Raw genomic sequence first — 24,489 nt, forward strand, 5'->3', positions numbered from 1 at the left:
GTTTTGCATACTTCTTCGATACTCAATGAGGTGGAAGCCTTTACTACCATATTATAAAAGTTATCACCTTCAAACCCGACAGATTCACTTTCATAAACTGAAGATAAAACTAACTCTCCGAAAACTTGATACATTCCTTGTAGGCCAGATTTTGTATGTTTTTCCCGATCAATATTACTGCCAACACTGATATATATTTGATGATGGTTAGTCAATGAGCTCAACCTACTTGTCCTTTGCAAAATTCCACTGCAACATTTTTTGCATTGGCTAAGATATCTGGTTTACTCAATTTTAGTTTAACCACTGAAATTGAGGGAAATTGCTCTAAAATACTATCGATTAAGTAATTAGCTAGCGATTCTATAAGCTTAAATTTTGATTGTTCTGCTGCATGAATGACGGCTGATGCAATTTGTGCATAATTAAGCGTATCTTCGACATTATCAGATTGAGCAGCAATACTAAGATCAGCTTCAATTTCAATATCGAACAATAACCTTTGCTTATTTTCTCTCTCCCAATCGTACACGCCAATCAGCGAATAAGCTTCGAGTTGTTCGATATAAATTTTTTGCATAAGAGATCCGCGCAGTAATTTGTGGAGGATTGTTATATTCTGCACAGATTGTAACTCATTCTATTCTAACGAAACAATTAAGATGTGAAGAGTTATCAAAGTTAAATTAACCTGAACTTGGGATAAGAAGAGTCGCCTAGGTTCAGTTTTCATATAAAATTCATATACTTATAAATTAGCACTTGTTTACGATTACTTTTAGCTCACTCGATGACGAAATTTTTATCGTATAGCAAGGCGGCTTTTCGTGCGCAATAGCTGGCTATTGTTAGAAAACCCAACGCCGCTAGGCGCAAAAAGAGCGTTATTGAGAGGTTCGGCTTATCCCGAGCTCAGGTTAAATTATGCAGAGGCATTCGAGAAACCCAATATGACAGCATTAACAATACTAATGTTTTCGCTAGCCTATTTATTAGGTTCGATTTCTAGCGCTATATTAGTAAGCAGATTATTTAATTTAGGAGACCCAAGGCAACAAGGTTCTGGAAACCCCGGTGCTACTAATATTTTTAGGCTTGGTGGAAAAATTCCAGCTTTTTTGGTACTCACTTTTGATTTACTAAAAGGCACTATACCCGTTTGGTTTAGTTACTACTTAGGTTTACAACCAGTCCATCTTGCCTTTGTGGCTGTATTTGCTTGCTTGGGCCATATGTACCCGCTATTTTTTGGTTTCAATGGCGGAAAAGCCGTAGCTACAGCCCTTGGTGCCACTTTACCACTTGGACTTGATTTAGCAGCCCTACTCATAGTGACTTGGTTTTTAGTGTCCTACTACAGTGGTTATTCATCACTTGCCTCTTTAGTCACCTTTGCGCTTGCACCTTTATTCACCTGGATAATAAAACCCGACTACGCGCTCCCAGTAGCGATATTAAGTACCTTGATTATTGTTAGACATAGAAAAAACATCATTCGTCTTATTTTCAACCAAGAAACAAAAATACGCGACAAAAACTAAACCGCGGCTAATTCCTCTAAAGACCATCTAGGTTGAGCTTTGGTAGACAAGTCCTCTACTTCGTTGGCTTTTAACCTTTGTAAACCCGCGTAGGCTATCATAGCTCCATTATCTGTACAGAATTCTAATCTAGGATAAAAAACCTCTCCCTTTATGGACTTCATCATATCGGCCAACTGCAAACGCAACTGTTTATTTGCACTTACACCACCTGCTATAACTAACCTTTTTAACTTGGTTTGTTTCAAAGCTCTTTTACATTTAATGGCTAATGTATCAACCACGGCTTCTTGAAAAGCAAATGCAATATTAGCCTTAGTTTGTTCACTACCATCAGACTCACGAATAGTATTAGCTGCAAACGTCTTTAACCCACTAAAACTAAAATCTAAGCCAGGTTTGGTAGTCATAGGTCGAGGAAACTTGTAGTGACCTGGCTCCCCTTTCTCAGCTAGTTTTGCTAACAATGGGCCACCGGGATAATCTAAGCCTAAAAGTTTAGCCGTTTTGTCAAAGGCTTCTCCTGCAGCATCATCTACTGACTCGCCAAGCACTGTATATTGCCCAATTCCCTTAACTTCAACCATCATAGAGTGTCCACCAGACACCAACAAGGCCACGAATGGAAATTCAGGTTTGGGCTCATCCAACATTGGCGCTAATAAATGACCTTCCATGTGATGTACACCTACTGCAGGCAAATTCCAAGCGTAGGACAAGCTGCGTGCAACAGAAGAGCCCACTAGCAAAGCCCCTACCAATCCAGGACCTTTTGTAAAGGCAATTCCATCTAAATCCTTGACCGAACAATTAGCGTCTGACATAGCTTGTTTAATTAAAGGCACTATTTTCCGCACATGATCTCGAGATGCTAACTCTGGCACTACTCCACCATAATCGGCGTGCAACTTTACTTGACTATAAAGTTGATGAGACAATATCCCTAATTGCTCGTCATATATTGCAACGCCTGTTTCATCACAGGACGTTTCGATACCCAAAACACGCATATTTTTACTAATTTATTAATTTTGATGCTCGGCATTTTACTGGTCTAGCAAAAAAGCGCCAATTATTTTGAAGATATTCGTTTTTTAGCTTATCAAGGCTTTACTTCTACTGCGGATATGATTAGAATTCCGCACCATTTTTAACCGAGCTGGTCACATTTAGTACTAGTTCGAACAATTATTATATTTTTGAGGTGAGATTTTAATGCCAATCGTTAAAGTTAGAGAGAACGAACCTTTTGATGTTGCATTGCGTCGTTTTAAACGTTCATGTGAAAAAGCAGGTGTACTTTCTGAAGTTCGTCGTCGCGAATTTTTTGAAAAACCTACTTGGGAACGTAAGCGTAAGAAAGCTGCCGCTAAGAAACGTCTTTTGAAGAAGTTATCTCGCGAAAACGCTCGTCGCATCAGATTGTACTAATCTCTCCTTTGGCGCGTTGTATTTCAATTTAGTTGAAACTAGCGCGCCAAAAGAAGTTTTACCACATATCCTTTTTCCGTTTTTTCACTGAGTCATTCCATGTCTGTATTAGATGATTTAAAAAATGCACAAAAAGATGCTATGCGCGCTAAAGACAAAGTTCGTCTTGGCACTATTCGCATGGTTTTAGCCGCTGTTAAGCAGCGTGAGATCGATGAACGCATCGAGCTTAAAGACAGTGACGTTATTGCGATACTGACTAAAATGGTAAAACAGAGAAAAGACGCTGCTAGTCAGTTTGAAACCGCTAATCGCCAAGATTTAGTCGACGTAGAACTTGCTGAAATAACTATTTTACAAGACTTTTTACCACAAGCGCTTACCGATGCAGAACTTGAAGCTTTAATTGCTCAAGCGATGCAAGAATCGGGTGCTAGTGGCATGCAAGACATGGGGAAAGTCATGGGTTGGTTAAAACCTAAAGTTCAAGGTCGTGCAGATATGGGCCAATTAAGCGGCAAAATAAAAGCACAACTAAACGCCTAATATACTGTTGATAGTTATTCACCAAACCGCACTTGTTGCGGTTTTTTGTTTTTTAACCTTTAAAAATCAAGGTTAACTTTTCTAAACTGTTCATATCATGACTATTTATAGAAAAGTGTGGCATCATACTTAATCAATTAATGTAGAGAACATACACTCAGAATGTCAGGCCGTATTCCTCGTGACTTTATAGATGACCTAATTGCTCGAACAGATATTGTCGAAGTAATTGATGGTCGCGTATCACTAAAAAGAGCCGGTAGAAATCACCAAGCATGCTGCCCTTTTCATAACGAAAAAAGCCCCTCTTTTACCGTTAGTCAAGATAAACAGTTTTACCACTGTTTTGGTTGTGGCGCTCACGGTAATGTAATCTCATTTTTAATGGAATTCGATAGATTAGAATTCCCAGAAGCTATTGAAGAACTTGCCCAATATCACAGTATTGAAGTCCCTCGCGAAAAAGGCTCAGCACCGGCTTTAAGCGCTGAACAAAAACAGCAAAAAAATAATGACTATGAACTCATGGAAAAAGTGAGCAAATACTTTTCTCAACAATTAAAGGTTCACGAACAAAAAGATAAAGCGGTTAATTATTTAAAAGGCCGCGGATTAAGTGGCGAGATAGTCAAAGCGTTTGATATGGGATATTCGCCACCAGAGTGGGATTCAATTTTAAAAAACTTTGGAACCGACCCCGCCACACAACAACAATTGCTTGATTTAAAGTTAATTACGGAAAACGATAAAAGAAGAAGATTCGATTTTTTCCGAGATCGCATCATGTTCCCTATTCGTGACAAACGAGGACGAGTGATAGGGTTTGGTGGCCGAGTATTAGAAGATGGGGGTCCTAAATATCTAAACTCCCCAGAAACTCGAATATTTCATAAAGGCCACGAACTTTACGGACTCTTCCAAGCCAAGCAAGCACATAGAAATTTACAACGCGTGATGATTGTAGAAGGCTACATGGACGTAGTGGCATTAGGTCAATTTGGTATCGACTATGCTGTCGCTTCACTTGGTACAGCCACCACTCCTGAACATATCCAAATGTTATTTCGTTCAACCAGCGAAGTCATATGTTGTTATGACGGAGACCGTGCAGGTCGTGAAGCAGCATGGCGAGCATTAGAAAATGCACTAGCGTTCTTGAAAGACGGCGTACAAATGAAGTTTTTGTTTTTACCTGATGGCGAAGATCCTGATACCTTAGTTCGTCAAATAGGCAAAGAGGCTTTTGAACAAAAGTTGAATGTCGATTCTGTACCTTTATCCAAGTTTTTCTTTGATAACTTATTACAGCGCCATCAAATCAGCAGCAATGAAGGAAAAGCCGCTTTAAAAACGGAAGCGTTGCCACTTATAGAACAAATACTAGGTGATAATATACGTGCAAGTTTAATTGCAGACCTCAGCACCCATATGGGTGAGCATAATAAACACAAATTAGAAAACGATATAATCAAGGCCAATCAAAATAAAGAACCTAAAAAGTTAGATTATAACTTACCCAACAAAAGCAACATCTCTCCCGTCCGTATGATGTTACGTTTATTACTCGATGACCCAAGCATAGCCACATCTTGTCCAAATGCAGATCCAAGTTTGTTAGCAGGAACTTCAATTCAAGGTGTCAACATGCTAAACGAGGTGTTTCAGTTGTGTAGGAACAAACCAACTGCCAACACAGGCCAGATACTTGAACACTTTAGAGGCCACCCGCATAGTGGTCACTTAACCAAGCTTTTAACGTGGGAATATGCTGAACAAAATCAAGCCGCAGTGTTTGAAGACAGCTTTGCAAAACTACTCGATTGGCATTTACAAGGCCGCATGGACGAATTATTTGCTAAATCAAGAACCAGTTTTTTAACAGAACAAGAAAAACAAGAGTTAAACCTACTTGTAAAAGAACAAAGATGACCCAACATCTGGTAGTAAGGTAGTTAAGTCTGCTATACTGGCGAATTCGCTAAAGGTTTAGTGTTTATAAGAAGACTAACCAAGTTATTTTTCGGCAAACAATTTATTACGATGTAAAATTTTTCTCTAAGAAGAGTTGTACAGAATTTTTTAATCAATTCAATAAGTGTAAGGTTATATGGTGCAAAGCAAGCAGTCGCAGATAAAACTCCTCATTGCTAAAGGTAAAGAACAAGGCTATTTGACTTTTGCGGAAGTTAACGATCACCTTCCACAAGACATTGTCGACTCGGATCAAATCGAAGACATCATACGCATGATCAATGACATGGGAATCAAGGTAGCTGAAACAGCACCTGATTCTGATGAACTTTTAATGCAAGAAAGTGATACCGATGAAGAAGTAGCTGAAGCTGCGGCTCAAGCACTTGCAACCGTTGAAAGTGAAATAGGTCGAACAACAGATCCAGTGCGTATGTATATGCGTGAAATGGGGACAGTAGAACTTCTGACCCGTGAAGGCGAAATTGTTATCGCTAAACGTATTGAAGAAGGTATCAACCAAGTTCAATGTTCAGTTGCAGAATACCCAGAAGCCATTACTCATTTGTTAGATCAATGGGATTTATTCGAAGCCGAAGAAATTCGCCTTAGCGATATTATCATTGGTTTTGTCGATCCAAATGAACAAGACGTTGCACCTACTGCTACTCACGTTGGTTCTGAATTATCTGAAGAAGAACTAGAAGACGAAGACGGCGACAATGATGACGACGAAGATGAGGAAGAAGAAGACACTGGGCCAGATCCAGAACTTGCTCGTGAAAAGTTTGAAGCATTACGTAAACAATATGAAATTGTTCGTGACGTTATAGCAGCTAAAGGTCGTTCACACCCTGACTCTAGAGCCGTAATTCACGACTTAAGTGAAGTGTTTAAAGAATTTAGATTAACCCCTAAGCAGTTTGATCGCATGGTTAAAAATATGCGTAGCATGATGGATCGTATCCGTGTGCAAGAGCGTATCGTAATGAAACACTGCGTAACAACAGCTAAAATGCCGAAGAAAAACTTTATTAAGGCATTTTCAGGTAACGAAACATCGACCGACTGGTTGTTTGAAATCCTAAATTCTACGCTGCCTTACGCAGAAGAAATGCGCGTACATCAAGAAGAGCTTGAGCGTGCAATCAGCAAAATGAATACAGTTGAAGAAGAAACTGGTTTAATCATTGCTGATATTAAAGACATTAACCGTCGCATGTCTATTGGTGAAGCCAAAGCCAGACGAGCGAAAAAAGAAATGGTAGAAGCCAACTTACGTTTGGTTATCTCCATTGCGAAAAAATATACCAACCGAGGATTACAATTCTTAGATCTAATTCAAGAAGGTAATATCGGTCTAATGAAAGCGGTTGATAAATTCGAATACCGCCGTGGTTATAAATTCTCTACTTATGCAACATGGTGGATACGTCAGGCGATTACACGTTCAATTGCCGACCAAGCACGTACTATCCGTATACCTGTGCACATGATTGAAACGATTAACAAGCTTAATCGTATCAGCCGCCAAATGTTACAAGAAATGGGTCGCGAACCTTCACCTGAAGAGTTATCAGAACGCATGTTAATGCCTGAAGATAAAATTCGTAAGGTATTGAAGATTGCTAAAGAGCCAATTTCAATGGAAACACCAATAGGTGATGATGAAGATTCACACTTAGGCGACTTTATTGAAGACAGTACTATAGTACAACCTTTAGACTCTGCCACTGGCGGAAGTTTGAAAGATGCTACACAAGAAGTACTTGCAGGTTTAACAGCTCGTGAAGCAAAAGTATTAAGAATGCGTTTTGGTATCGACATGAATACTGACCACACACTTGAAGAGGTGGGTAAACAGTTTGATGTAACACGTGAGCGTATTCGTCAAATCGAAGCAAAAGCTTTGCGTAAACTTCGTCATCCAAGTCGCTCAGAACAACTTAAGAGCTTCTTAGACGAGTAACAAAATAGCAGAAATGACAGAAGCCCCACTCGTTAGTGGGGCTTTTTTATTGGTATAAACTAATCTCTATTGAAGAAAAGATGAATATACAATTTACAATTGCATTAATCTTGGCCGTATTTTCCCTATTTACCGCATGTAGCAAAGACATTCCTGCCGATCCTATGTGTAGGATACAAGCACAACAAAAAACACTCCCTCCTGCTCCGGCAGCCTGTTTGATAAAATTGAATGGCAAGTTACTGGCTATAGAAACTCTGAAAGAAAAAACATGGAGTGTACCGATAGAAAAACAAAATAAAGACCAAAGTGCTCAATGTTCAGCACACCAAGCGGCCTGGAACTCAACCGGACTCAATGTAGAAATAAGAGAATTACTTTTTGTTAGCCAGAACAACACTCACTATTTTGCCTGTACCGCCAATAATCCCTTGGGGGAAACGGAAGTACAGTTACCTGTGCCCGCTTGGTCAAAGCATAAAATTAACAAGATCCAATTAGTTAATCCATACGAAACTCGCCCCCAAGACTGGTCTGCAGCTTTTGACCTAGTCAAAATAAGAGACGCTTTTACACGATTACAACCCAAATAACCAAATGCAAATGATAGTAATTATCATTTGCATTATTTTAAGAAGTGTTTATCATCCTTGTTCCTTTTAAGTGAACGAGAAATTTTGGACACATACACTTCTATGAAAAATACAAATAACACAATAGCTTTGGGCGCACAGGCAGTAGCTGCTGCATTAATTTTCAACTCAGGACAAGTTGCAGCCCAAGAAAAAGCACCTAAATGCGAAGAAGACAACACAGTAGAATGTGAAGCGAATCAAACCGATCAAGCCATCGAAAGAATACGTATACATGGCGTACAAGATTCTGTTTATTTGTTTGAGAAGTCAGGCGATCTAAGACGAGTCGCTGATTTAGTAGACACTCCACAAGTTATCACTGTATTAACGCAAGACCAAATTCAAGAATCAGGCAAAACAGACCTTAAAGACATACTAGCCGCTCAAGCAGGCGTAACCTTAGGTACAGGTGAGAACGGTAATGCTTTTGGTGATAGATATATTATTCGCGGTCACGAAGCACGTAGTGACGTTTTTGTTGATGGATTACGAGATCCAGGTATGACAACTCGTGAAAGTTTTGCCACTGAACGAGTTGAAATAACCAAAGGCCCTAGTTCAACCTTCGCTGGTCGAGGCTCTTCAGGTGGTGCCGTTAACAGCGTAACCAAGACAGCGTCAACTGAATATAACTTTGGTCGTGTAGATGCTAGCGTAGGTTCTGATGAGCACACTCGATTAAGTGTAGATTACAACTTATCTTTGTCTGACGATGCAGCAATTCGTCTTAATGCCTTAACGGCTGAGCAAGACAAACCAGGTAGAGAAGGTATCTCTCGAGAACGTGACGGGCTGCAAGTTTCAGCCGTTTATTTACCACAAGACAGCCTATCTTTTATCGCTGATCTATATTATTTAGATGCTAAAGATGTACCTGATTTAGGTAGTTACTTTGATCAAACTACACGTGCTCCACTGAAAAATATTCCTGTATATGCGCAAGAATCCGACATGTTAGATTCTGAAGTCACTACACTTACCTTCAGAACTAAGTACGAAATTAACGAAGATTTTACTTTTTACAACGCAACCAGAGTGGGTAAAACCGAAAATGCCTACATCACCACTGGAATGCGAGGGGGTAATCGTGATGCAACAGACCCTGTCGCACCTAGTGCAGCCACACTTTCTATCAGTACACACCAAGGTTGGCAGGACGTTGATTACCTTAGTACCCAATTCAACCTTTTTTGGAATACTGAAGGGTTTGGCTTTAAACATAAATGGGTATTTGGTGCGGAATTTAGTGATGAGTCAGTTGATAACGGCGTATTTGATATTACCAATAATAATCCATCAAACTGTTTAACAAGTGGCCGTAGAGGCGTCACAGAATCCTACTGTCTATTAGATGGTAATGGCATACAAGTTGATAATATCAGCCAATTAATGGGTCGTAGTTATCAACGAGGCATTACTGACGCCGCATACGATATTAAAACCAGCTCAATTTATGCAATGGACACTGTTGCACTTTCCAAGCACTTAGAATTATTTTTTGGCCTAAGACGAGACAGCTTTGATTTGAGCAATGACACAATTGGCCGTAGTGGCGAGTTTTTATATGACTACTCAGATCAAATGTACAACGGCCATATTGGTTTAGTTTACGACTTTAACCAAGACACGAATGTTTATGTCAATTACAGCACAGCGACTAACATCAATGGCGGTGAATCTGACCTAGGTGCTAGTTGTGGTTATGGAGGATTATGTGGCACGCCTGAGCAAGTTTTGCAATCAGATCCTGAAAAAGTCGAGAACATCGAATTAGGCACAAAATGGATGTTATTTGATGGAAAATTATTGTTCTCCGGTTCAATTTTCCAAATCACAAAAAGTGATGTAATGGAAAGTGTTGGTGATAGCTATTCGAACCTAGGTACGCTAAATACAGGTGAAAATAGAGTTAAAGGAATTGAACTTGGCTTCACCGGAAATATTACTGATGAGTTAAGTATTCAGTTTTCTGCCGCATCAATGAATGCCGAAATAATTAACTCATTTAATGAAGAGAGTATTGGTTTAACCCTAAGTAATTTCGCAGACAAGAGCGCATATTTACAGTTAAGATATCAACTTAGCGACAAATTTGTCCTAGGTGGTGATTACTCTTATCAAAGTGAAATGTATGGGGGTCAACCCGACACGGCAGCTGGTTATGATTCAGAAAATGCTCGATACAGTATTGTTGTACCTAGCTATCAAGTTGTTAATTTATTTGCAAGTTACACACTCACAGAAGACTTAAACTTACGTCTTAATGTGGGTAATGCACTAGACAAAGAGTACTGGACTGCGGCCTATCGCTCAGGATCATTTATGTATTTAGGTGATGCCAGAAATACTCGTCTGACAGTAAATTATCAGTTTTAAAAACTAATTAGGGGCTTCAGCATGATTGTTATTGAAAAATTATTAACCGCAGAAGAAGTAGCTCAATACCGTGGCGCGTTACAATCCCTTCCTTGGGAAAATGGCGACAAAACGGCTATGGGCATGGCGGCTAGCGTCAAAAATAACAATCAAGCTGACGCTAATGATCCCAAGGTACGCCAATTAGCTAACCAGCTATTGGCTAGCGTTGGTAATACTCCTAAAATTGTATCTGCTGCCCTCCCCCACAAAATATTCCCACCTTGTTTTAACCGTTATCAAGAATCGGAAGAATATGGCTATCACGTTGACTCAGCCATAATGCGCCTACCAGATAGTTCAGATGTGATCCGCAGTGACGTATCGATGACGGTGTTTTTGAGTGAACCTGAAGAATACGAAGGAGGCGAACTTGTCATTGCCACAGAGTTTGGCGAACAAGTTGTTAAACTGCCAGCTGGTTATGCCGTGGTATATCCATCAAGCAGTTTACACAAAGTGACAGCGGTCACTAAAGGCACACGCTTAGCGGCAATCACTTGGATGCAAAGCATGGTCGCTGACAGTAATTTAAGAGCAAACCTGTACCAGCTAGACCAAAGTATTCAAACCTTGATTAAAAATGAATCCAGTCGTCGAGAGGAGCTGGATAAACTGCATAACGTTTATCATAACTTGGTTAGACAGTTCGCAGTTATTTAACTCCAAGCTCGGCGCGTACAGATTTTATATGCGTAAACCTGACGTATGACTCGAAACTTTATCGTATCTCAGTTAATTGATAACAGATGGTTTAGTATTCTAAACCTATACCAAACAAGGCTAGAAATACTTTAATCACTTTTTCTTTTTAGGCTTTTTAGGTGGCAGTGACCTTACAAAGGATTCACAAATCCCCACCCAACGAGCCAGTTCAGTATCGCTATCTATTCCCTCAGGTGTAACGTACACCATACCTTTCATGGCCTTACCGGTAAAATCCATTTCTCTGGCATGGGGTTCATTTAAACAGGTTAGGTAATTATCTGGCCCAACGCGGGCCATCAAGGTATCGCCAACTATGCCTACACACATGTGTTCGCACACCATAAAGCACAACCCACCAAACATTTTTTTAGTTTCAACATCTGTATAACTTTCGAAATGTTCGGTAAGCCTATGAGCTAAACCCTGATCATACGCCATATACAATTAAATCCTTTAAGTTAACCCGTGTTCAGGTTATTTATGATCATTCCACAACCAACGCAATCCTTCGGGCAATAAAACCCCAGCATGTTTGTCGTTGTGTACTCCGTCTGTCCAAACATGGGTAACCTGATATCTTGGTCCCTGCACAGCATTTTTGTCTGCTGTACGATTAGCATAGTTGAGAGCCGACAACATTTGTTTGTTCGCTAAAAACCAATTTCCCCATTCATTGTCTAAATCATTGATGCCATCTTGCATAAACATTTTGATAGGGCGGATAGGCTCTCTACGGATCAATGCAGGGTAGTCTTGCCCCCCCAAACGGACTGGTTGGGACTCAGGCTTAAAACCAATAGACACATAACTACCAATTGCACTGTAGACCTTACGGAAATAATCAGGTTTATGCCAAGCAACAGTGAAAGCGGCGATTGCACCACTACTGGTGCCACCTATGGCTCTTTGTTCAGGATCATCCGTCAGATTATATTGTTTGCCCACATGAGGTAACATTTCTTCAATCACAAATCTGGCATACCTGTCGTCCATAGCATCATATTCAGGGGCTCTATGGTTTGGATTGCTCATGCCTAAATTATCTGGGTAATGTTTAGACTTATTGCCAGGAGTAATGAAAATACCGATAGTAGTTGGTATATCACCACTGGCTATTAAGTTATCCAACACATTGGTTATGCGCAGAGAACCCTTTGGATTTGTGGCGCGTTGCCCATCTTGAAACACCAAAACACTTGCTGCTTTGCTTTTTTCATATTGTGCTGGCACATAGATCCAATATCTTCGAACGGTATTTTTTATAATCTGACTATGAAACTCAAACGGCCCAGTTAACTTTCCTTTAGGCACACCTTTTTGTTCAAGCTGCTCTGGCACCATAGTTAAACCAGTACGCACCTCTGACGTTTTTGCTATTAAATTAAATGCCGTTAAATTAAAAGCCACGCACAAGAGTAAACCAATAAACAATCTTTTCGTTCTTAATACTTTCATAGCTAACCAAAATGTAAACGTTTTAGGTGGGTTACATTACGTTTACATAGCCACACAATCAATGGTTTAATTTAAGCAAAGGTAATAAGCCGAATTCGAAATAGTCGACGCTAAAAGGTTAGTTTCCTGAAGTTAGTCTCCGGCGCAAAACTAGATTTAAGACAAACTCATCTAGTGAGCTTATCTTAAACCAAGTTTTATTATTCCAAAGTTAAGGTCAGAGATAATACATCTTTATTCTGTCGGAGTTTCAAACCTTATATCACTGATAAATAGGGAGTTCTTCTGGCTTGAATAAATATACAAGGTGTCCACAATATCATTGAGTGTTAGGCCTTGTTTGACCAACGACTTCATATCAATAGTGATATCCGTATAAACATCAGCAGGTAGATTGGCAATTTGTTTACTTAAATCAAATTGATTAGCACAAGTACTAGTATCTTTTGGCAATAAAGAACAATCCATTTTTACCTGTATTGAAGCCGATTTAGGCTGCGATGTTTTAACGTTTAAAATCAGCGCAGTTGCTTTGGTTAATGTTTGAGAAAGGCTACTGTTTTGCAGCACAAACTTTACACCACCTTCACCCGTTCCCAGAAAATCTAATTTGAACGCATCTTCTTGAATAGTTTTGTCTACAGTACGATAGGCAACATGTGGTAAAGCCAAGGTATTCGAGGCGACATCAATTTCCTGCTGTGCGGAATATAATGTCATCGACCATTTATTATTTAGCTTTCCGTTAAACACAGGTAAACCTGCAGCGTGACTGGCTACCTTAGCTTCTGTTGGCAGACTATTAGATACCTCGACCTTGTCGGTGTAACGTAAACCATATCCATAAGCAAATAGTGGATCGTATTGTGAATCAAATCGATTAGGCATCTGATCTGGCGCACTAGGCCATGAAAATGACAGTTTGCCTATAAAGTCTTGTTGCACATTTTGTTGATTGTCAGCCATTAGAACATCCGCTACGGCTGAACCTTCAGATCCCGGCAACCAAGCAGCAACAAAGGCATCACTTGCATTTAATTCTGCATTAACCCACATAGGCCGACCAGAAATAAACACTGCGACTGTCGGTATACCTTGAGATTTTAGTTTGTTCAGTAAAGCTAAATCAGCCTTAGTGTCAGATTGATAGGCTAAGTGGTCAACATCTCCTTGACCTTCAGCGTAAGGCTCTTCGCCAAATATAACGATTGCCACATCAGGTTTATCTTGAAATTCACCGGTCTCACTTAAGGTAACCTTGCCACCAGCATTTTGAACTTGTTTAGCAATACCCGCGTAAATAGAGCTACCACCAGGGAAATCGGCATTCACGTTACCCGTACCTTGCCAAGTGACACTCCATCCACCAGATTGTTTACCAATATTATCCGCAGCGTCTCCGGCAACTAATACATGTTGCTTAGGTGATAAAGGTAAAATATTTCCGTTATTTTTGAGTAGAACCAAAGACTCTCTAACGGCTTGTTTAGCTACATCTCTATGACTTTGTTGACCAATCAACTCCGTCTTTCCAGAAAACATACGTTCTGCAGGGCTCGGTTTTTCAAATAAACCCGCACGTATTTTTACCCGTAAAATTCGACGAACCGCGTCATCAATACGCTCTTGACTGATTTCACCCGCTTTAACTTGAGCAAGCGTGTTATGAAAAAGAGGTTTCCAAGCATCAGTTGGCACCATAAATATATCTAAGCCCGCATTAATCGCCTGAGGACAACTCTCATTTGTACAGCCCTTAACTTGTCCATGTCCATTCCAATCGCCAACAACAAATCCATCAAAGCCCATTTTGTTTTTTAATACGTCTGTTAATAAGTATTTGTTGCCGTGTAGCTTTTCACCATGCCAACTATTAAACGAAGCCATCACGGATTGTGCACCCGCTGTTAATCCGCCAACATACCCCTGGGCGTGAATATCGTATAAGGCTTGTTCAGAAGCAATGTTGTCACCTTGATCGCTGCCATCTACTGTTCCGCCGTCTCCCAAGAAGTGTTTAACAGTACTGATTACCCGATTATCAGCAAGGAAGTCTTCGCCAGCAGCGCCTTGTAACCCTTTTACGATAGATGCAGCATATGTACGCACAATTTCAGGATCTTCTGAGTAACCTTCGTAGGTTCTCCCCCACCTATCGTCTCTCACTACAGCAACAGTGGGTGCAAATACCCAATCTATTCCGGTAACCATCACTTCAGTGGCCGTTACAGCGGCAATTTTTTCGATTAAATCTGGGTTATTAGCCGCCCCTAAACCAATATTATGAGGAAACAAGGTTGCACCGATAACATTGTTATGTCCGTGAACAGCGTCGGTTCCCCACATAGTTGGAATTCGAATGCCGTCAATAGAATCATCGATTGAAGCTTGGTACATATTTTCTGCTAAGGTTATCCAATCTTGAGGAGTTGATTGTTTATTACCATTAGGAAACGAACCGCCTCCATTAAGATATGAACCAAATCCATACTCTCGCATGTCTTCGACTGTGATATCCCGAATTTCCGGTTGGATCATTTGAGCAATTTTTTGCTTAAGTGTCATAGTGCCAAGCAGAGCATCTATTCTTAGCTCAATTGCGGGATCGGCAACGACTTCCGACTCGATTTTAGGCCAAATTTCACTTTTAGCTTTTACATCTGAATCTGTTAAATCTGGATTAATATTGTCACTGTTACATGCAACCATTAGTAAGCTTAAACCACCGATAATTACTTTAGTATTAGCTAATCTTAACATTGTTAGCACCCATTGATGAAAATGTGTAAGGGGTTAAAGCTTGTTGTTTAGGCTCTACCCTATACCCATTCGGTACATTCAAAAAAAGGATCCACTACACACGCTTAGTGGATCCCAATTACCCTACTTAAAACTATATCTCGCACCTAATATGTATCTTGGACCATATTGGCGAGCAAATAAGAATTGCTCTTTATAGCGACCAAATCCTTGTTCAGTTTCATTGTTTAAATTAATTCCATCAAAGAAAATGGTAAAGTTTTCATCAACGTCATAATTAACACTGACATCCCATTGACCAAATGCCTTCGCAAACTGAGGCGGGTTATCTGATGAACCTTGAGATTGGCCTACACCAATCAAGTACTCATCACGCCATGCGTAGGTTAACTTGACCGATATACCATCTTTCTCATAAAAACCCTGGAAGTTAGCAGAATCACTCAAACCAGTTAAAGGTGTTTGTTGAGTTAAACTGTCTACATCAAATTCAACATCTCCTTCCACAAAAGTAGCGTTAACGCCTACTCCAAATCCAGAGTCTCCAATGAGGTGCTGTACCGCAACTTCAATACCATCAACCGTTTTAGTTTCTGGGCTATTATATGGACGGCTAATATCCCAAGTGATTAAAGGATCACCCGCTTCTGGCTCAATGTAACCTTGCGCATTTAAGCTACTTCCGTTGGCTTGAATCTGTGCAAAAATGGCATCATTAGTGGCTTGTACGCCATCAGCAATTAAATCTGCTTCAGCCTGCTGCCATCTAGGTCCTTGATAAATATCGTTAAACCCTTCAATGGTCGTCGACACAATTTGACTACCAATAAAGTTTTCTACTTCTTTCCTAAAATAACCTACCGCCGCATAACTACCTTCGTCATAGTAATACTCAAGGCTTAGGTCAAAGTTGGTTGATTCAAAAGGTTGTAGGTTAGTATTACCTTCACTACCATTTCTTGAACCTATCTTAGGACTACCCGATAATTGTCTACCACCAGCTAAGTTGCCTAGTGGCGCGCGTGCAATGGTTTTGCCCCAAGATACTCGACCAACTAAGTCGTCAGTTAAATCAACTTTCAAATCAAACATAGGCAGCAAAACATCGTGCTCCCCTTCAAGTTGTAGAAAGTTGCTATCACCGTCTAAGTATTGAGTATGCCATTCGCTGCCACCTTTCCACCAAACGGCTGTAGGGACTTGTTGCAATACACTACTACTCACTTCGGTTTCTTCATATCTCACCCCAACATTTAACTGCATAGGTAGATTGGCTAAATCAAACTCCCACAAAGACTGAATGTAAATACTGCTGGTTTCTTCCGTCACCGAACTTTCGGAGTAGGTTCCCATTGGGTGATAAGCCGTCGTGGCAAAATAATCATCACCGCCCAAAACATCATTGGTTAAAAAAGCTTCGGAACGGGCCACAACCTCATCAAAATCAAAGGTGTAATAATAATTAGGCGTTAAATCAGCCCCACCACCATCAATAGCGTCTAAGAAATTATCAGTACTATTGCGGGTAAACATGCCGTCAGGCAACATCTCGGGCCATGAAGGGTTGAATAAGAATCCACCAATTAAACCACTCCAAGCATTAGACCCACCCATGGTTTGTTCTGTGCGCGCAATACCAAACTTCACGTCGACTAAAGGAATATCAAAAGTGTTATCCCAACGGCCATCTAGCTGAAGCTGTTCAATCTCAGACTTACCAGGAGAATGAATAAACTGACTAAAATGAGTATCTATTTCGCCAGGCGCTAATTCGGTGGTGCCATTATTCCAATAAATTTCAGCACTAGGAACGTCGCCCTCTCTGTAGTCATAGGTTTTAGTCGTTAACTGATCTGAACCTAAAACCAAAGAGCCTTGACTGCCTAAACCTTCATCAGCACCATTGTCATTTTCACTACTTGAGTCATGGTAGTCTAAGGTCAATTTAAGATTATCTGTTGCCTGCCAATCAAAATTGAGACCCACGGACTTTTCTTTCACTTCAGTCGTCACACGAGTGGCTGTATATGAACCATCATTACCACTTATATCGGCAAAAATTACTGTTCCGTTTTCATCTAATTCATAAGCATTAATGTTGCCGCCATAGTCGTTCCACATCCCCCAGCCTATTGAGTTGGTACCCGTAATGGCATTGGTCATAGTGTAATCTAGGGTGATGATTAAATCGTCTATTGGCGCGTACTGTAACGCAAGATGACCATTGGTACGTTCACGTTGTGTATCTTGGCTGGTGTACCCCATATTTCTAGGGAAGAAATAATTTCCTGACGGGTTTCCTTCTGCATCCAACGGACGTGCATCAATCACATTTTCTGCATCTAGATCAGGCAAAGACACATTGGCTTGCCAACCCTGAATTCCAGCTGATTGTTGTTGAAAGTCTCTTCTGTGGTGATTAAAGGAAAAAGCCACACCAAAGGTTTCGTCGGCAAAAGTATTACTGTATACCGCTGATAACTCAGGAGTGATATCTTCACCTGCTTCATTTGAGGTATCCATTATACCTTTAGCGGAAACAGAATATTTTTCACCTGGGCTGGCTAATGGTTTGGTAGTAACAACATTCACTGTTGCCCCTAATCCACCACTAGGCGTTTCTGCTTGTGCCGTTTTTTGCACTTCTAAAGCACTCACACCTTCAGAAGATAAATTCTCTAAACTATAAGAACGAGTGTTACCTGTTCCCGGCATTTGACGGCCATTTAAGGTAATAAGGTTAAACTCAGGACCAAAACCACGAACGGTTATTTGGCTACCTTCACCGTTTGAGCGGCTTACAGAAACACCTGTAATACGCTGCAATGACTCAGCAAGGTTGGTATCTGGGAACTTACCCATGTCTTCGGCAGATATAATATCTACCACGCCAGATGCACTTCGCTTCAAGTTCATTGAGCGCAATAAACTACCTCGAATACCACGTACTTCAATCTGCTCTGTTTGTGCCTCTTGGCTAGGTTCTGCTTCTTGTGCTTGAATGTGGGTACTTACGCCAGCGGTAAGCACAGTAGAGATGCATAATGCGATCTGTGTTTTCGTAAAATTAAACTGTTTCATGATGACCTACTTTATAAAATGAGTTGCTAATATCCCGCTGCCCTGCAGCGGGTAACTTATTTTTTATCCAACCTAAGGCATGGTTATCGCTGCATTATCGATGCGATAAACCGCCCCTTCGCCGGAACCCCAAGCTGGAAAAACCATCACCACGTCAATGGCACTGATATCCAAACCGGCGGCAAATAGGTCGCTCAACATAAAGGTATAGGTTTGCCACTCACCGACTGTAGGCGCAACACCCTCCTGACTTTCAGCAAGGTTAAGTTCAACAGCCGTGTCAGCGTCACCTGATTCAATTTTAAATAACCAAGGTGCACTGCTGTCATTAGGTGCTTCAACCACTTTTAAATCAAAGCGAACAGCGCCACCTTGTAATAATGCACTGGCGTCGTAATACACATTATCAGCCGCCAAGAAGCCCATTACAGTTGGAGAGGCACCAATCACAAACTCTGCTACTTGGCCTCTGCCATCTTCAGCTTGCTCCGAAGGTGTAGAGCCTCCGCAACAATCCCAAATAGACCAATCAGCATGTTGACTATCATCAAACATTGTTAAACCAACAGCAGTAGGCACACTGCTAGGATCATAAATCATTATGTTATCTAATCGATATACAGCACCTTCACCGGCTCCCCAAGCAGGGAACACCATAACTACGTCGATCTGGCTAATATCTAAGCCCGCGTCAAATAAACTTTGTAATGAATAGGTATAGGTTTGCCATTCGCCAACAGTTGGAGTTTGGCCTTCGTCACTAGCTGATAAGTCAAGCTCAACCGCTGAGGAAGCATCGCCACCTTCAATTTTAAATAACCAAGGAGCACTGCTGTCGTTCGGGGCGTCAACGACCTTCATATCAAACTGAACAACACCATTGGCTAATAGATTCGATGCGTCTAAATACACGTTATCATCTGCTAATACGCCCATAACCGTCGGTGATTCACCAATGACAAACTCAGCTGTTAAGCCATGTGCTGCGTCGTCGTTTTCCACCGTTGGGGTAGAACCACCACAGCAATCCCAAATACTCCACTGATCTAAAGCTTGGTCAGCAAACAACACATGTCCGTTGAAACCAGTTGATGCATTAGGATCATAAATTTTAGCGTTATCAACACGGTAAACAGCACCGGAACCGGCGCCCCAAGCAGGGAAAATCATCACAACATCAATGGCACTTGCGTCTAAGCCAGCATCGGCTAAATCAGATAGGTTATAGGTGTAGGTTTGCCATTGACCTTCCACCGGCCCGACACCTTCGACACTGGCTGACAAGGCTAGCTCAACGGCTGTAGCGGCGTCATCACCTTCAATTTTAAATAACCAAGCTGCGCTACTATCACTTGGCATAGAAACGACTTTCATATCAAACTGCACTATGCCATTTGCTAAAATACCTGTTGCATCAAATGGAGCAGGAGTTTCAGTGTTACCCGCTTTAGAAATAAACCCCATAACAGTTGGGCTATCTCCTACTGCGAATTCAGCTACAGCGCCATGTGCAGGATCCTCATCGTCAACTACCATAGGTGTGGAACCACCACAACAATCCCACATTGGCCAACTGCTATTTTCACTGTCTTCAAACAAAACAACAGATGGGGCTTGTGCAGCACCTGAACCAGCAATAGTTAGGTTTGTCATCTGATAAACGGCACCTTCACCTGATCCCCAAGAAGGGAAAACCATCACAACATCAATTGCAGACAAATCTAAGCCAATATCAGCAAAAGCTTTTAATGGAAAACTCAATGTTTGCCACTCACCTTCTACAATTTCTAGGCCTTGACTATTAGCCGTTAAATCTAAAGCGGCTTCAGTCGTTGCTTCCAAACTTTCTACTTTAATTGTCCAACTCGCACTCGCATCAGCAGGCAAAGATACGACTTTAAGATCGAAACTAATGCTGCCAGAGTCAATAAGAGGTGATGCATCAAAAGGAGTAGGAGAACCTGCTTCATCATCAATAAATTCAGAACGAGTAATAAAACCATTAACAGTTGGAGATGCGCCTACATAAAACTCCATTACACTGCCTTTGTCAGCATCATCCACAAGAGTAGGAATAGAACCACCACAGCAATCCCAGGCTGGCCAATTTGGATTTAGTCCACCTGAAAAAATAGTTAAGTCTTGAGCTATGCCTGTAGATGGAGGTGAAGGAATAGGAGCCTTACCTTCAACTAACGCATCATCTAAACTGTCGTATCCGCCTCTAACGGTTTCACAGCCACGTCCGGTATCAGGGTTTTGAGCACACTCATAAACTCGTACGTAATCCACTTCAAACTTATTTCCGTTTTCAAATGCAGTGGTATCTATCCCTAGGTTATCTACATTTTCAGGCCAATCGCCGCCAACTGCGAAGTTTAAAATAAGAAAAAACTTTTGATCATAAGGTGCGTTGCCCCAATGCGTTGTAAGCTCTCCCGTAATTAAATCATAATACTCAGCAAACCAACCTCTGTGGGCTAAACCTACCGCTTGTTCTTTACTGTTGTAACGAACTTCCGATTTGCGCTGGGTAGCGTACAAATAATCATTTACATACCAACGAATTTCGCCTTCTTGCCACTCAATAGCATAAGTATGAAAGTCATCCGCAGGATTTAAACCATCTGGGAAAGTATAAGCTTGACCCGAATTTACATTATCTGGCCATTGTTTTCCGTAGTGTAAAGTGCCATGAATATTACTTTTTACGGCACCTTCGTCATTAACTGTTTTTAAGTTTACTGCTTCTAATATGTCAATTTCGCCTGATCTTGGCCAGCCACCGTAAACACTATCTGTTGGCATCATCCAAAAAGCTGGCCAACTACCTTGTCCACTTGGTAGTTTCGCTTTTATTTCCATTCGACCGTATTTAAAATCAGCTTTGTATTGAGTAATCATCCTGGCCGAGGTGTAAGGCTTTTCAGCGCCTTCTTCAGCTGGCATAGCCACTATTTGTAAAACGCCATCTTGTATATAGGAGTTTTCAGCACTATCGGTATAACACTGTTTCTCGTTGTTGCCGCCACCTTGGCAGTTGACTTCATGGGTCCACTTTTGATTGTCAATTGAGCTGGAATCAAATTCATCACTCCAGACAAGATTCCAGTCAGATACCGGTGCAACCGGGTCAATTACCGTTGGGTTAGTTTTGGTTTCGGCTCCACCACCACATCCAAACAATGTGAGTGCAGAAAAGCCAGCGACTAAGTGTGTAATGTGTCGAGCTGCTTTTTTCATTATGTATTTCTCAAATTTAGGCTAAGCAACAAGTTCAATCTCGAGTACTGACAACAATTTGTTGTCCGAGTATTGAGCTACTCTCCACCTCATGAGCCTTATTTATTATATTTTTAGGCTTGGAACACCAAAAGTGCTCGAGGTGACAATTAGTAAACTAATTAAAATTGATAATGAAATAACAACAAAACGTTAACAATTGAAATGAGATGTTAAGAAATGTAAATGCGACATTGGCGGGTTGTCGGGGTGTTCATCGATGAAAGGAGATAAAAACGCGTTAACGCGTTTTTTGTTAAAAAAGAATGTGTTTTGCACACCAAACATTCACTTCGTGAATAAAAGCATGCGCTTCGCTTACCGCAATCCCTTGCGTTTTTGATGAAGCATCCCTGCTTTACCAGTTACTTTTAAAAAGACTCAAAAGTAAACAAAACGTCTTCTGCTCCAAACAAATTTCTGGTCCACCAAACAATTGCCTTCAAAGTCTAATCGGCACAAATTCGTATGGAACTAATTTGAACATCCGAAGGATGGCCCGAAGGGTGAAATACATGGATGTATTTTATAATAAGCCGCTCCATGCTATAAAAGATTGCCTTGCTCGAACGTCCTTGTTCGGCCATTCGACAAGACAATTGTTAGTTGGGCAATTTGGATTCGCGGGAATCCTAAAGCATAGCTAGGCCACAACAAGTGCTTCGCACACAAGGCACTGCGTTTTTAGAGCAAGTTTAATGAGCAAAAATTGACTTGCCGGAGTGTGCCAATACCTGACATTCAACTTTTGATAAATCAACGTCACTGATCCTATCGATTGAATGCTGTAAGTTTTCATTTTACATATCTATTCTCAGCTGTTTATTTATACAGTGTAGTGCAGTTTCCCCCATATTCAGGAAAATGCGCGAATCGCGCACTTTTGTGGAGTCTGAAGTATCAGAGAGGTTAAGTTTTTCTCTAAGTAGCAATATGTTATGAAATTTGTTAAAAATAGTGAAATTAGGAAAGTGCGCGATTTGTAAATAGAAATATGCGCGGTTCGCGCACTATTAAATTGTTAAATGCCAGTCGAGCTACCGAGAATGAACAAGAGTATCAGGACTATATCAATTGTTTTATTGATTGCAGCGGCAGGCTCAGTTTGCTGGTGGCGGTTATGGATGTATCAGGGAATTTTCGGCCCAATCAATTTTATATCTTCTGTCGTAGTTCTGGATGGGGAGGCGGCATATGATATTGTATTTATCGATATGTTAGCTCAGTTAGCCTTGCTGACAGCTTTCCTTGTATTCTCAATCGATAAATATCGATCAAAAAAAGAATATGGCGCTCATAATTATGGGGTTGGTAGGCTTGCTAATTTCTGCTCTCATGGGATTGGATGGCTTATATGTAGGTGTTTTCGCATCAGAAAGCGAGCTTAATAAATACCCTTGGGGTACTGAGCTAGGTTGGTCTTATCTAAATAAAACTAACTATATGCTGCATGGGCTAGCGATATCGGTTATTTCATGGCTGCCTTTCATTGTTACTCTGGTAGTGCGGCATTTAACAAGGCGGTCAAATTGACAGTTTTTCCGTCGCTTGTTTATGTGGCGGTCGCTACGCTGCCACAACACAACCAACTACAAAGCTGCAAATTACCGCGGCGTTATGTGAATAAGGAAGCATCTTTGAAATTTTTCAGTATCTTTGCAATTTTGTTTTTGCTCGTTGGCTGCCAAACGACAGTAGCTGAATACAACTCACCAAAAGCATTCTCAAATGAGCCAAATTCTGTGGAAGTATGGATGAATGATGACAGTTTAAATAGCGCCGTACTTCTAAATATTAATGGTCAAGAAGCGTGGCAAAGAAAATCTATGCAAGGTGCTGCAATGTCAGTTTTACTTCTGAAAGGTGAAAACAATCTTGTTATCAGAATGCTTTATCAAGAGTTTATGGAGTTTCCAGTCGAGAAAGTACTAACTATCAATCAAACTTTAGACTCTCAATTTAAATATGTTTTCGTCTCAAAGTATGACAAGGACAAAAAAGTATTTTCTTATCGTTTTGAGAAGATAGACAAAAATTCTGTTTGTAAATATGGCCCAACAAATTTAAAAAGAATTATTACAGGTTCTTTATCATGCAGCATCAAAGGCAAGGCGTATAAATTCACATAACAAACGCATCAACGCATGGACTAAAAAAGCTTGGCTTGGTTCGTGCCTGACCAATTATAGCCAAGCCTTTTTAGCCCGTTATGCGGGCGTTAGTGTGAACATATGAAACTTGTGATAATCCTATTAGCCTTATTCATAATTCAAGGCTGCAATGAAATGGAAAGTAAAATGCTATCAAATGGAAGTGAAGTCAAAGAGGCTCTTCAAGGACTTAAATCGCAGAAAAAATTCATTGAAGATATGGCCTTATTATACCCTGGAACACCTGACGAGCTAACACGAATTGCAGCTGAAAATATAATAAATTCAGCGTTGGTTAAACTCATAGAGTCGCCATCGGATAAATTTTCTGAAAAAGAGTTTTGGTCAATCTTAAAAGTCGCGGCAAAGCAACTCGCTAAAATGGACTCTGAAGAAATGGATCGTGGTTTATCATATATGGAAGAAATTATGGATATCTATAAAATAGAATCCTCAGATGGTAGGTTAAATGAGTGGCGTTATGGTTTCGATCCAAGTTCACACTAACAAGTTTATTAAATTTCGTTACGGCCAAAAGACGGCCT

At 40.7% G+C, this 24,489-nt stretch carries 18 protein-coding genes; 10 read left to right on the plus strand and 8 right to left on the minus strand.

The genetic code is table 11. From position 1 onward, the window contains the following. Together ACSHXM_RS05120 and folB are read right to left on the minus strand one after the other, a co-directional pair. A partial coding sequence (locus ACSHXM_RS05120; RefSeq protein ID WP_435687661.1) for a 2-amino-4-hydroxy-6-hydroxymethyldihydropteridine diphosphokinase occupies positions 1–224 on the minus strand: 224 nt, incomplete at its 3' end. Beyond that, positions 221–580, minus strand: a complete 360-nt coding sequence (gene folB, locus ACSHXM_RS05125; RefSeq protein WP_435687662.1) for a dihydroneopterin aldolase — start codon at positions 578–580, stop codon at positions 221–223. The genes folB and ACSHXM_RS05120, both read right to left, overlap by 4 nt. A gap of 370 nt (positions 581–950) precedes the next feature. Here folB and plsY point away from each other — a divergent pair, with 370 nt between their 5' ends. After that, positions 951–1,541: a glycerol-3-phosphate 1-O-acyltransferase PlsY gene (gene plsY, locus ACSHXM_RS05130; RefSeq protein WP_435687707.1), complete on the plus strand. Its 591-nt coding sequence runs from the start codon at positions 951–953 to the stop codon at positions 1,539–1,541. On the opposite strand, the gene tsaD is transcribed toward plsY, so the two are convergent. After that, entirely contained in the window at positions 1,538–2,551 is a 1,014-nt protein-coding gene (gene tsaD / locus ACSHXM_RS05135) for a tRNA (adenosine(37)-N6)-threonylcarbamoyltransferase complex transferase subunit TsaD (RefSeq protein WP_435687663.1), read from the minus strand. The two genes, plsY and tsaD, sit on opposite strands and share 4 nt — an antisense overlap. A gap of 205 nt (positions 2,552–2,756) precedes the next feature. Between tsaD and rpsU the strand changes: the two genes are divergently transcribed. From rpsU to ACSHXM_RS05170, 7 genes are all read left to right on the plus strand, one after another. Beyond that, positions 2,757–2,972 (plus strand): 30S ribosomal protein S21, encoded by a 216-nt coding sequence (gene rpsU / locus ACSHXM_RS05140; protein ID WP_006991319.1) that lies wholly within the window; start codon positions 2,757–2,759, stop codon positions 2,970–2,972. 99 nt (positions 2,973–3,071) lie between these two features. Further along, entirely contained in the window at positions 3,072–3,518 is a 447-nt protein-coding gene (locus ACSHXM_RS05145; RefSeq protein WP_435687664.1) for a GatB/YqeY domain-containing protein, read from the plus strand. Positions 3,519–3,680: 162 nt separating this feature from the next. Beyond that, entirely contained in the window at positions 3,681–5,447 is a 1,767-nt protein-coding gene (gene dnaG, locus ACSHXM_RS05150) for a DNA primase (RefSeq protein ID WP_435687665.1), read from the plus strand. A 178-nt stretch (positions 5,448–5,625) separates the two neighbouring features. Beyond that, positions 5,626–7,458: an RNA polymerase sigma factor RpoD gene (rpoD, locus tag ACSHXM_RS05155; protein WP_435687666.1), complete on the plus strand. Its 1,833-nt coding sequence runs from the start codon at positions 5,626–5,628 to the stop codon at positions 7,456–7,458. A gap of 80 nt (positions 7,459–7,538) precedes the next feature. After that, positions 7,539–8,051, plus strand: a complete 513-nt coding sequence (locus tag ACSHXM_RS05160) for a hypothetical protein (RefSeq protein WP_435687667.1) — start codon at positions 7,539–7,541, stop codon at positions 8,049–8,051. A 102-nt stretch (positions 8,052–8,153) separates the two neighbouring features. Further along, entirely contained in the window at positions 8,154–10,469 is a 2,316-nt protein-coding gene (locus ACSHXM_RS05165) for a TonB-dependent receptor (protein ID WP_435687668.1), read from the plus strand. Positions 10,470–10,490: 21 nt separating this feature from the next. Further along, positions 10,491–11,171, plus strand: a complete 681-nt coding sequence (locus tag ACSHXM_RS05170) for a Fe2+-dependent dioxygenase (protein ID WP_435687669.1) — start codon at positions 10,491–10,493, stop codon at positions 11,169–11,171. A 135-nt stretch (positions 11,172–11,306) separates the two neighbouring features. On the opposite strand, the gene ACSHXM_RS05175 is transcribed toward ACSHXM_RS05170, so the two are convergent. The 5 genes from ACSHXM_RS05175 to ACSHXM_RS05195 all read right to left on the minus strand — a co-directional run bounded on the left by ACSHXM_RS05175 (position 11,307) and on the right by ACSHXM_RS05195 (position 21,755). Further along, positions 11,307–11,654 (minus strand): TfoX/Sxy family protein, encoded by a 348-nt coding sequence (locus tag ACSHXM_RS05175; protein ID WP_435687670.1) that lies wholly within the window; start codon positions 11,652–11,654, stop codon positions 11,307–11,309. A gap of 36 nt (positions 11,655–11,690) precedes the next feature. Further along, on the minus strand, positions 11,691–12,671 hold the full coding sequence (locus tag ACSHXM_RS05180) for an alpha/beta hydrolase (protein WP_435687671.1): 981 nt from the start codon (positions 12,669–12,671) through the stop codon (positions 11,691–11,693). Positions 12,672–12,905: 234 nt separating this feature from the next. After that, positions 12,906–15,431: a glycoside hydrolase family 3 N-terminal domain-containing protein gene (locus tag ACSHXM_RS05185; RefSeq protein WP_435687672.1), complete on the minus strand. Its 2,526-nt coding sequence runs from the start codon at positions 15,429–15,431 to the stop codon at positions 12,906–12,908. 123 nt (positions 15,432–15,554) lie between these two features. Further along, a complete protein-coding gene (locus tag ACSHXM_RS05190) occupies positions 15,555–18,512 on the minus strand; it encodes a TonB-dependent receptor (protein ID WP_435687673.1) in 2,958 nt (985 codons plus the stop codon). A gap of 72 nt (positions 18,513–18,584) precedes the next feature. Then, positions 18,585–21,755, minus strand: a complete 3,171-nt coding sequence (locus tag ACSHXM_RS05195; protein WP_435687674.1) for a family 16 glycosylhydrolase — start codon at positions 21,753–21,755, stop codon at positions 18,585–18,587. A gap of 1,514 nt (positions 21,756–23,269) precedes the next feature. Between ACSHXM_RS05195 and ACSHXM_RS05200 the strand changes: the two genes are divergently transcribed. Then, positions 23,270–23,923 (plus strand): hypothetical protein, encoded by a 654-nt coding sequence (locus tag ACSHXM_RS05200; RefSeq protein WP_435687675.1) that lies wholly within the window; start codon positions 23,270–23,272, stop codon positions 23,921–23,923. A 102-nt stretch (positions 23,924–24,025) separates the two neighbouring features. Further along, a complete protein-coding gene (locus tag ACSHXM_RS05205) occupies positions 24,026–24,451 on the plus strand; it encodes a DUF4844 domain-containing protein (protein WP_435687676.1) in 426 nt (141 codons plus the stop codon). Positions 24,452–24,489: the final 38 nt, after the last annotated feature.

Source organism: Paraglaciecola sp. (assembly GCF_051252315.1).
Classification (GTDB): domain Bacteria; phylum Pseudomonadota; class Gammaproteobacteria; order Enterobacterales; family Alteromonadaceae; genus Paraglaciecola.

Bases quoted from the DNA above. Each gene is read 5' to 3' on its own strand.
- ACSHXM_RS05145 (WP_435687664.1), top strand. From the start codon at position 3,072: ATGTCTGTATTAGATGATTTAAAAAATGCACAAAAAGATGCTATGCGC.
- plsY (WP_435687707.1), top strand. From the start codon at position 951: ATGACAGCATTAACAATACTAATGTTTTCGCTAGCCTATTTATTAGGT.
- ACSHXM_RS05205 (WP_435687676.1), top strand. From the start codon at position 24,026: ATGAAACTTGTGATAATCCTATTAGCCTTATTCATAATTCAAGGCTGC.
- ACSHXM_RS05190 (WP_435687673.1), bottom strand. From the start codon at position 18,512: ATGAAACAGTTTAATTTTACGAAAACACAGATCGCATTATGCATCTCT.
- dnaG (WP_435687665.1), top strand. From the start codon at position 3,681: ATGTCAGGCCGTATTCCTCGTGACTTTATAGATGACCTAATTGCTCGA.
- folB (WP_435687662.1), bottom strand. From the start codon at position 580: ATGCAAAAAATTTATATCGAACAACTCGAAGCTTATTCGCTGATTGGC.
- ACSHXM_RS05175 (WP_435687670.1), bottom strand. From the start codon at position 11,654: ATGGCGTATGATCAGGGTTTAGCTCATAGGCTTACCGAACATTTCGAA.
- ACSHXM_RS05180 (WP_435687671.1), bottom strand. From the start codon at position 12,671: ATGAAAGTATTAAGAACGAAAAGATTGTTTATTGGTTTACTCTTGTGC.
- ACSHXM_RS05200 (WP_435687675.1), top strand. From the start codon at position 23,270: ATGGCTGCCTTTCATTGTTACTCTGGTAGTGCGGCATTTAACAAGGCG.
- tsaD (WP_435687663.1), bottom strand. From the start codon at position 2,551: ATGCGTGTTTTGGGTATCGAAACGTCCTGTGATGAAACAGGCGTTGCA.
- rpoD (WP_435687666.1), top strand. From the start codon at position 5,626: ATGGTGCAAAGCAAGCAGTCGCAGATAAAACTCCTCATTGCTAAAGGT.
- ACSHXM_RS05185 (WP_435687672.1), bottom strand. From the start codon at position 15,431: ATGTTAAGATTAGCTAATACTAAAGTAATTATCGGTGGTTTAAGCTTA.
- ACSHXM_RS05165 (WP_435687668.1), top strand. From the start codon at position 8,154: ATGAAAAATACAAATAACACAATAGCTTTGGGCGCACAGGCAGTAGCT.
- ACSHXM_RS05195 (WP_435687674.1), bottom strand. From the start codon at position 21,755: ATGAAAAAAGCAGCTCGACACATTACACACTTAGTCGCTGGCTTTTCT.
- ACSHXM_RS05160 (WP_435687667.1), top strand. From the start codon at position 7,539: ATGAATATACAATTTACAATTGCATTAATCTTGGCCGTATTTTCCCTA.
- rpsU (WP_006991319.1), top strand. From the start codon at position 2,757: ATGCCAATCGTTAAAGTTAGAGAGAACGAACCTTTTGATGTTGCATTG.
- ACSHXM_RS05170 (WP_435687669.1), top strand. From the start codon at position 10,491: ATGATTGTTATTGAAAAATTATTAACCGCAGAAGAAGTAGCTCAATAC.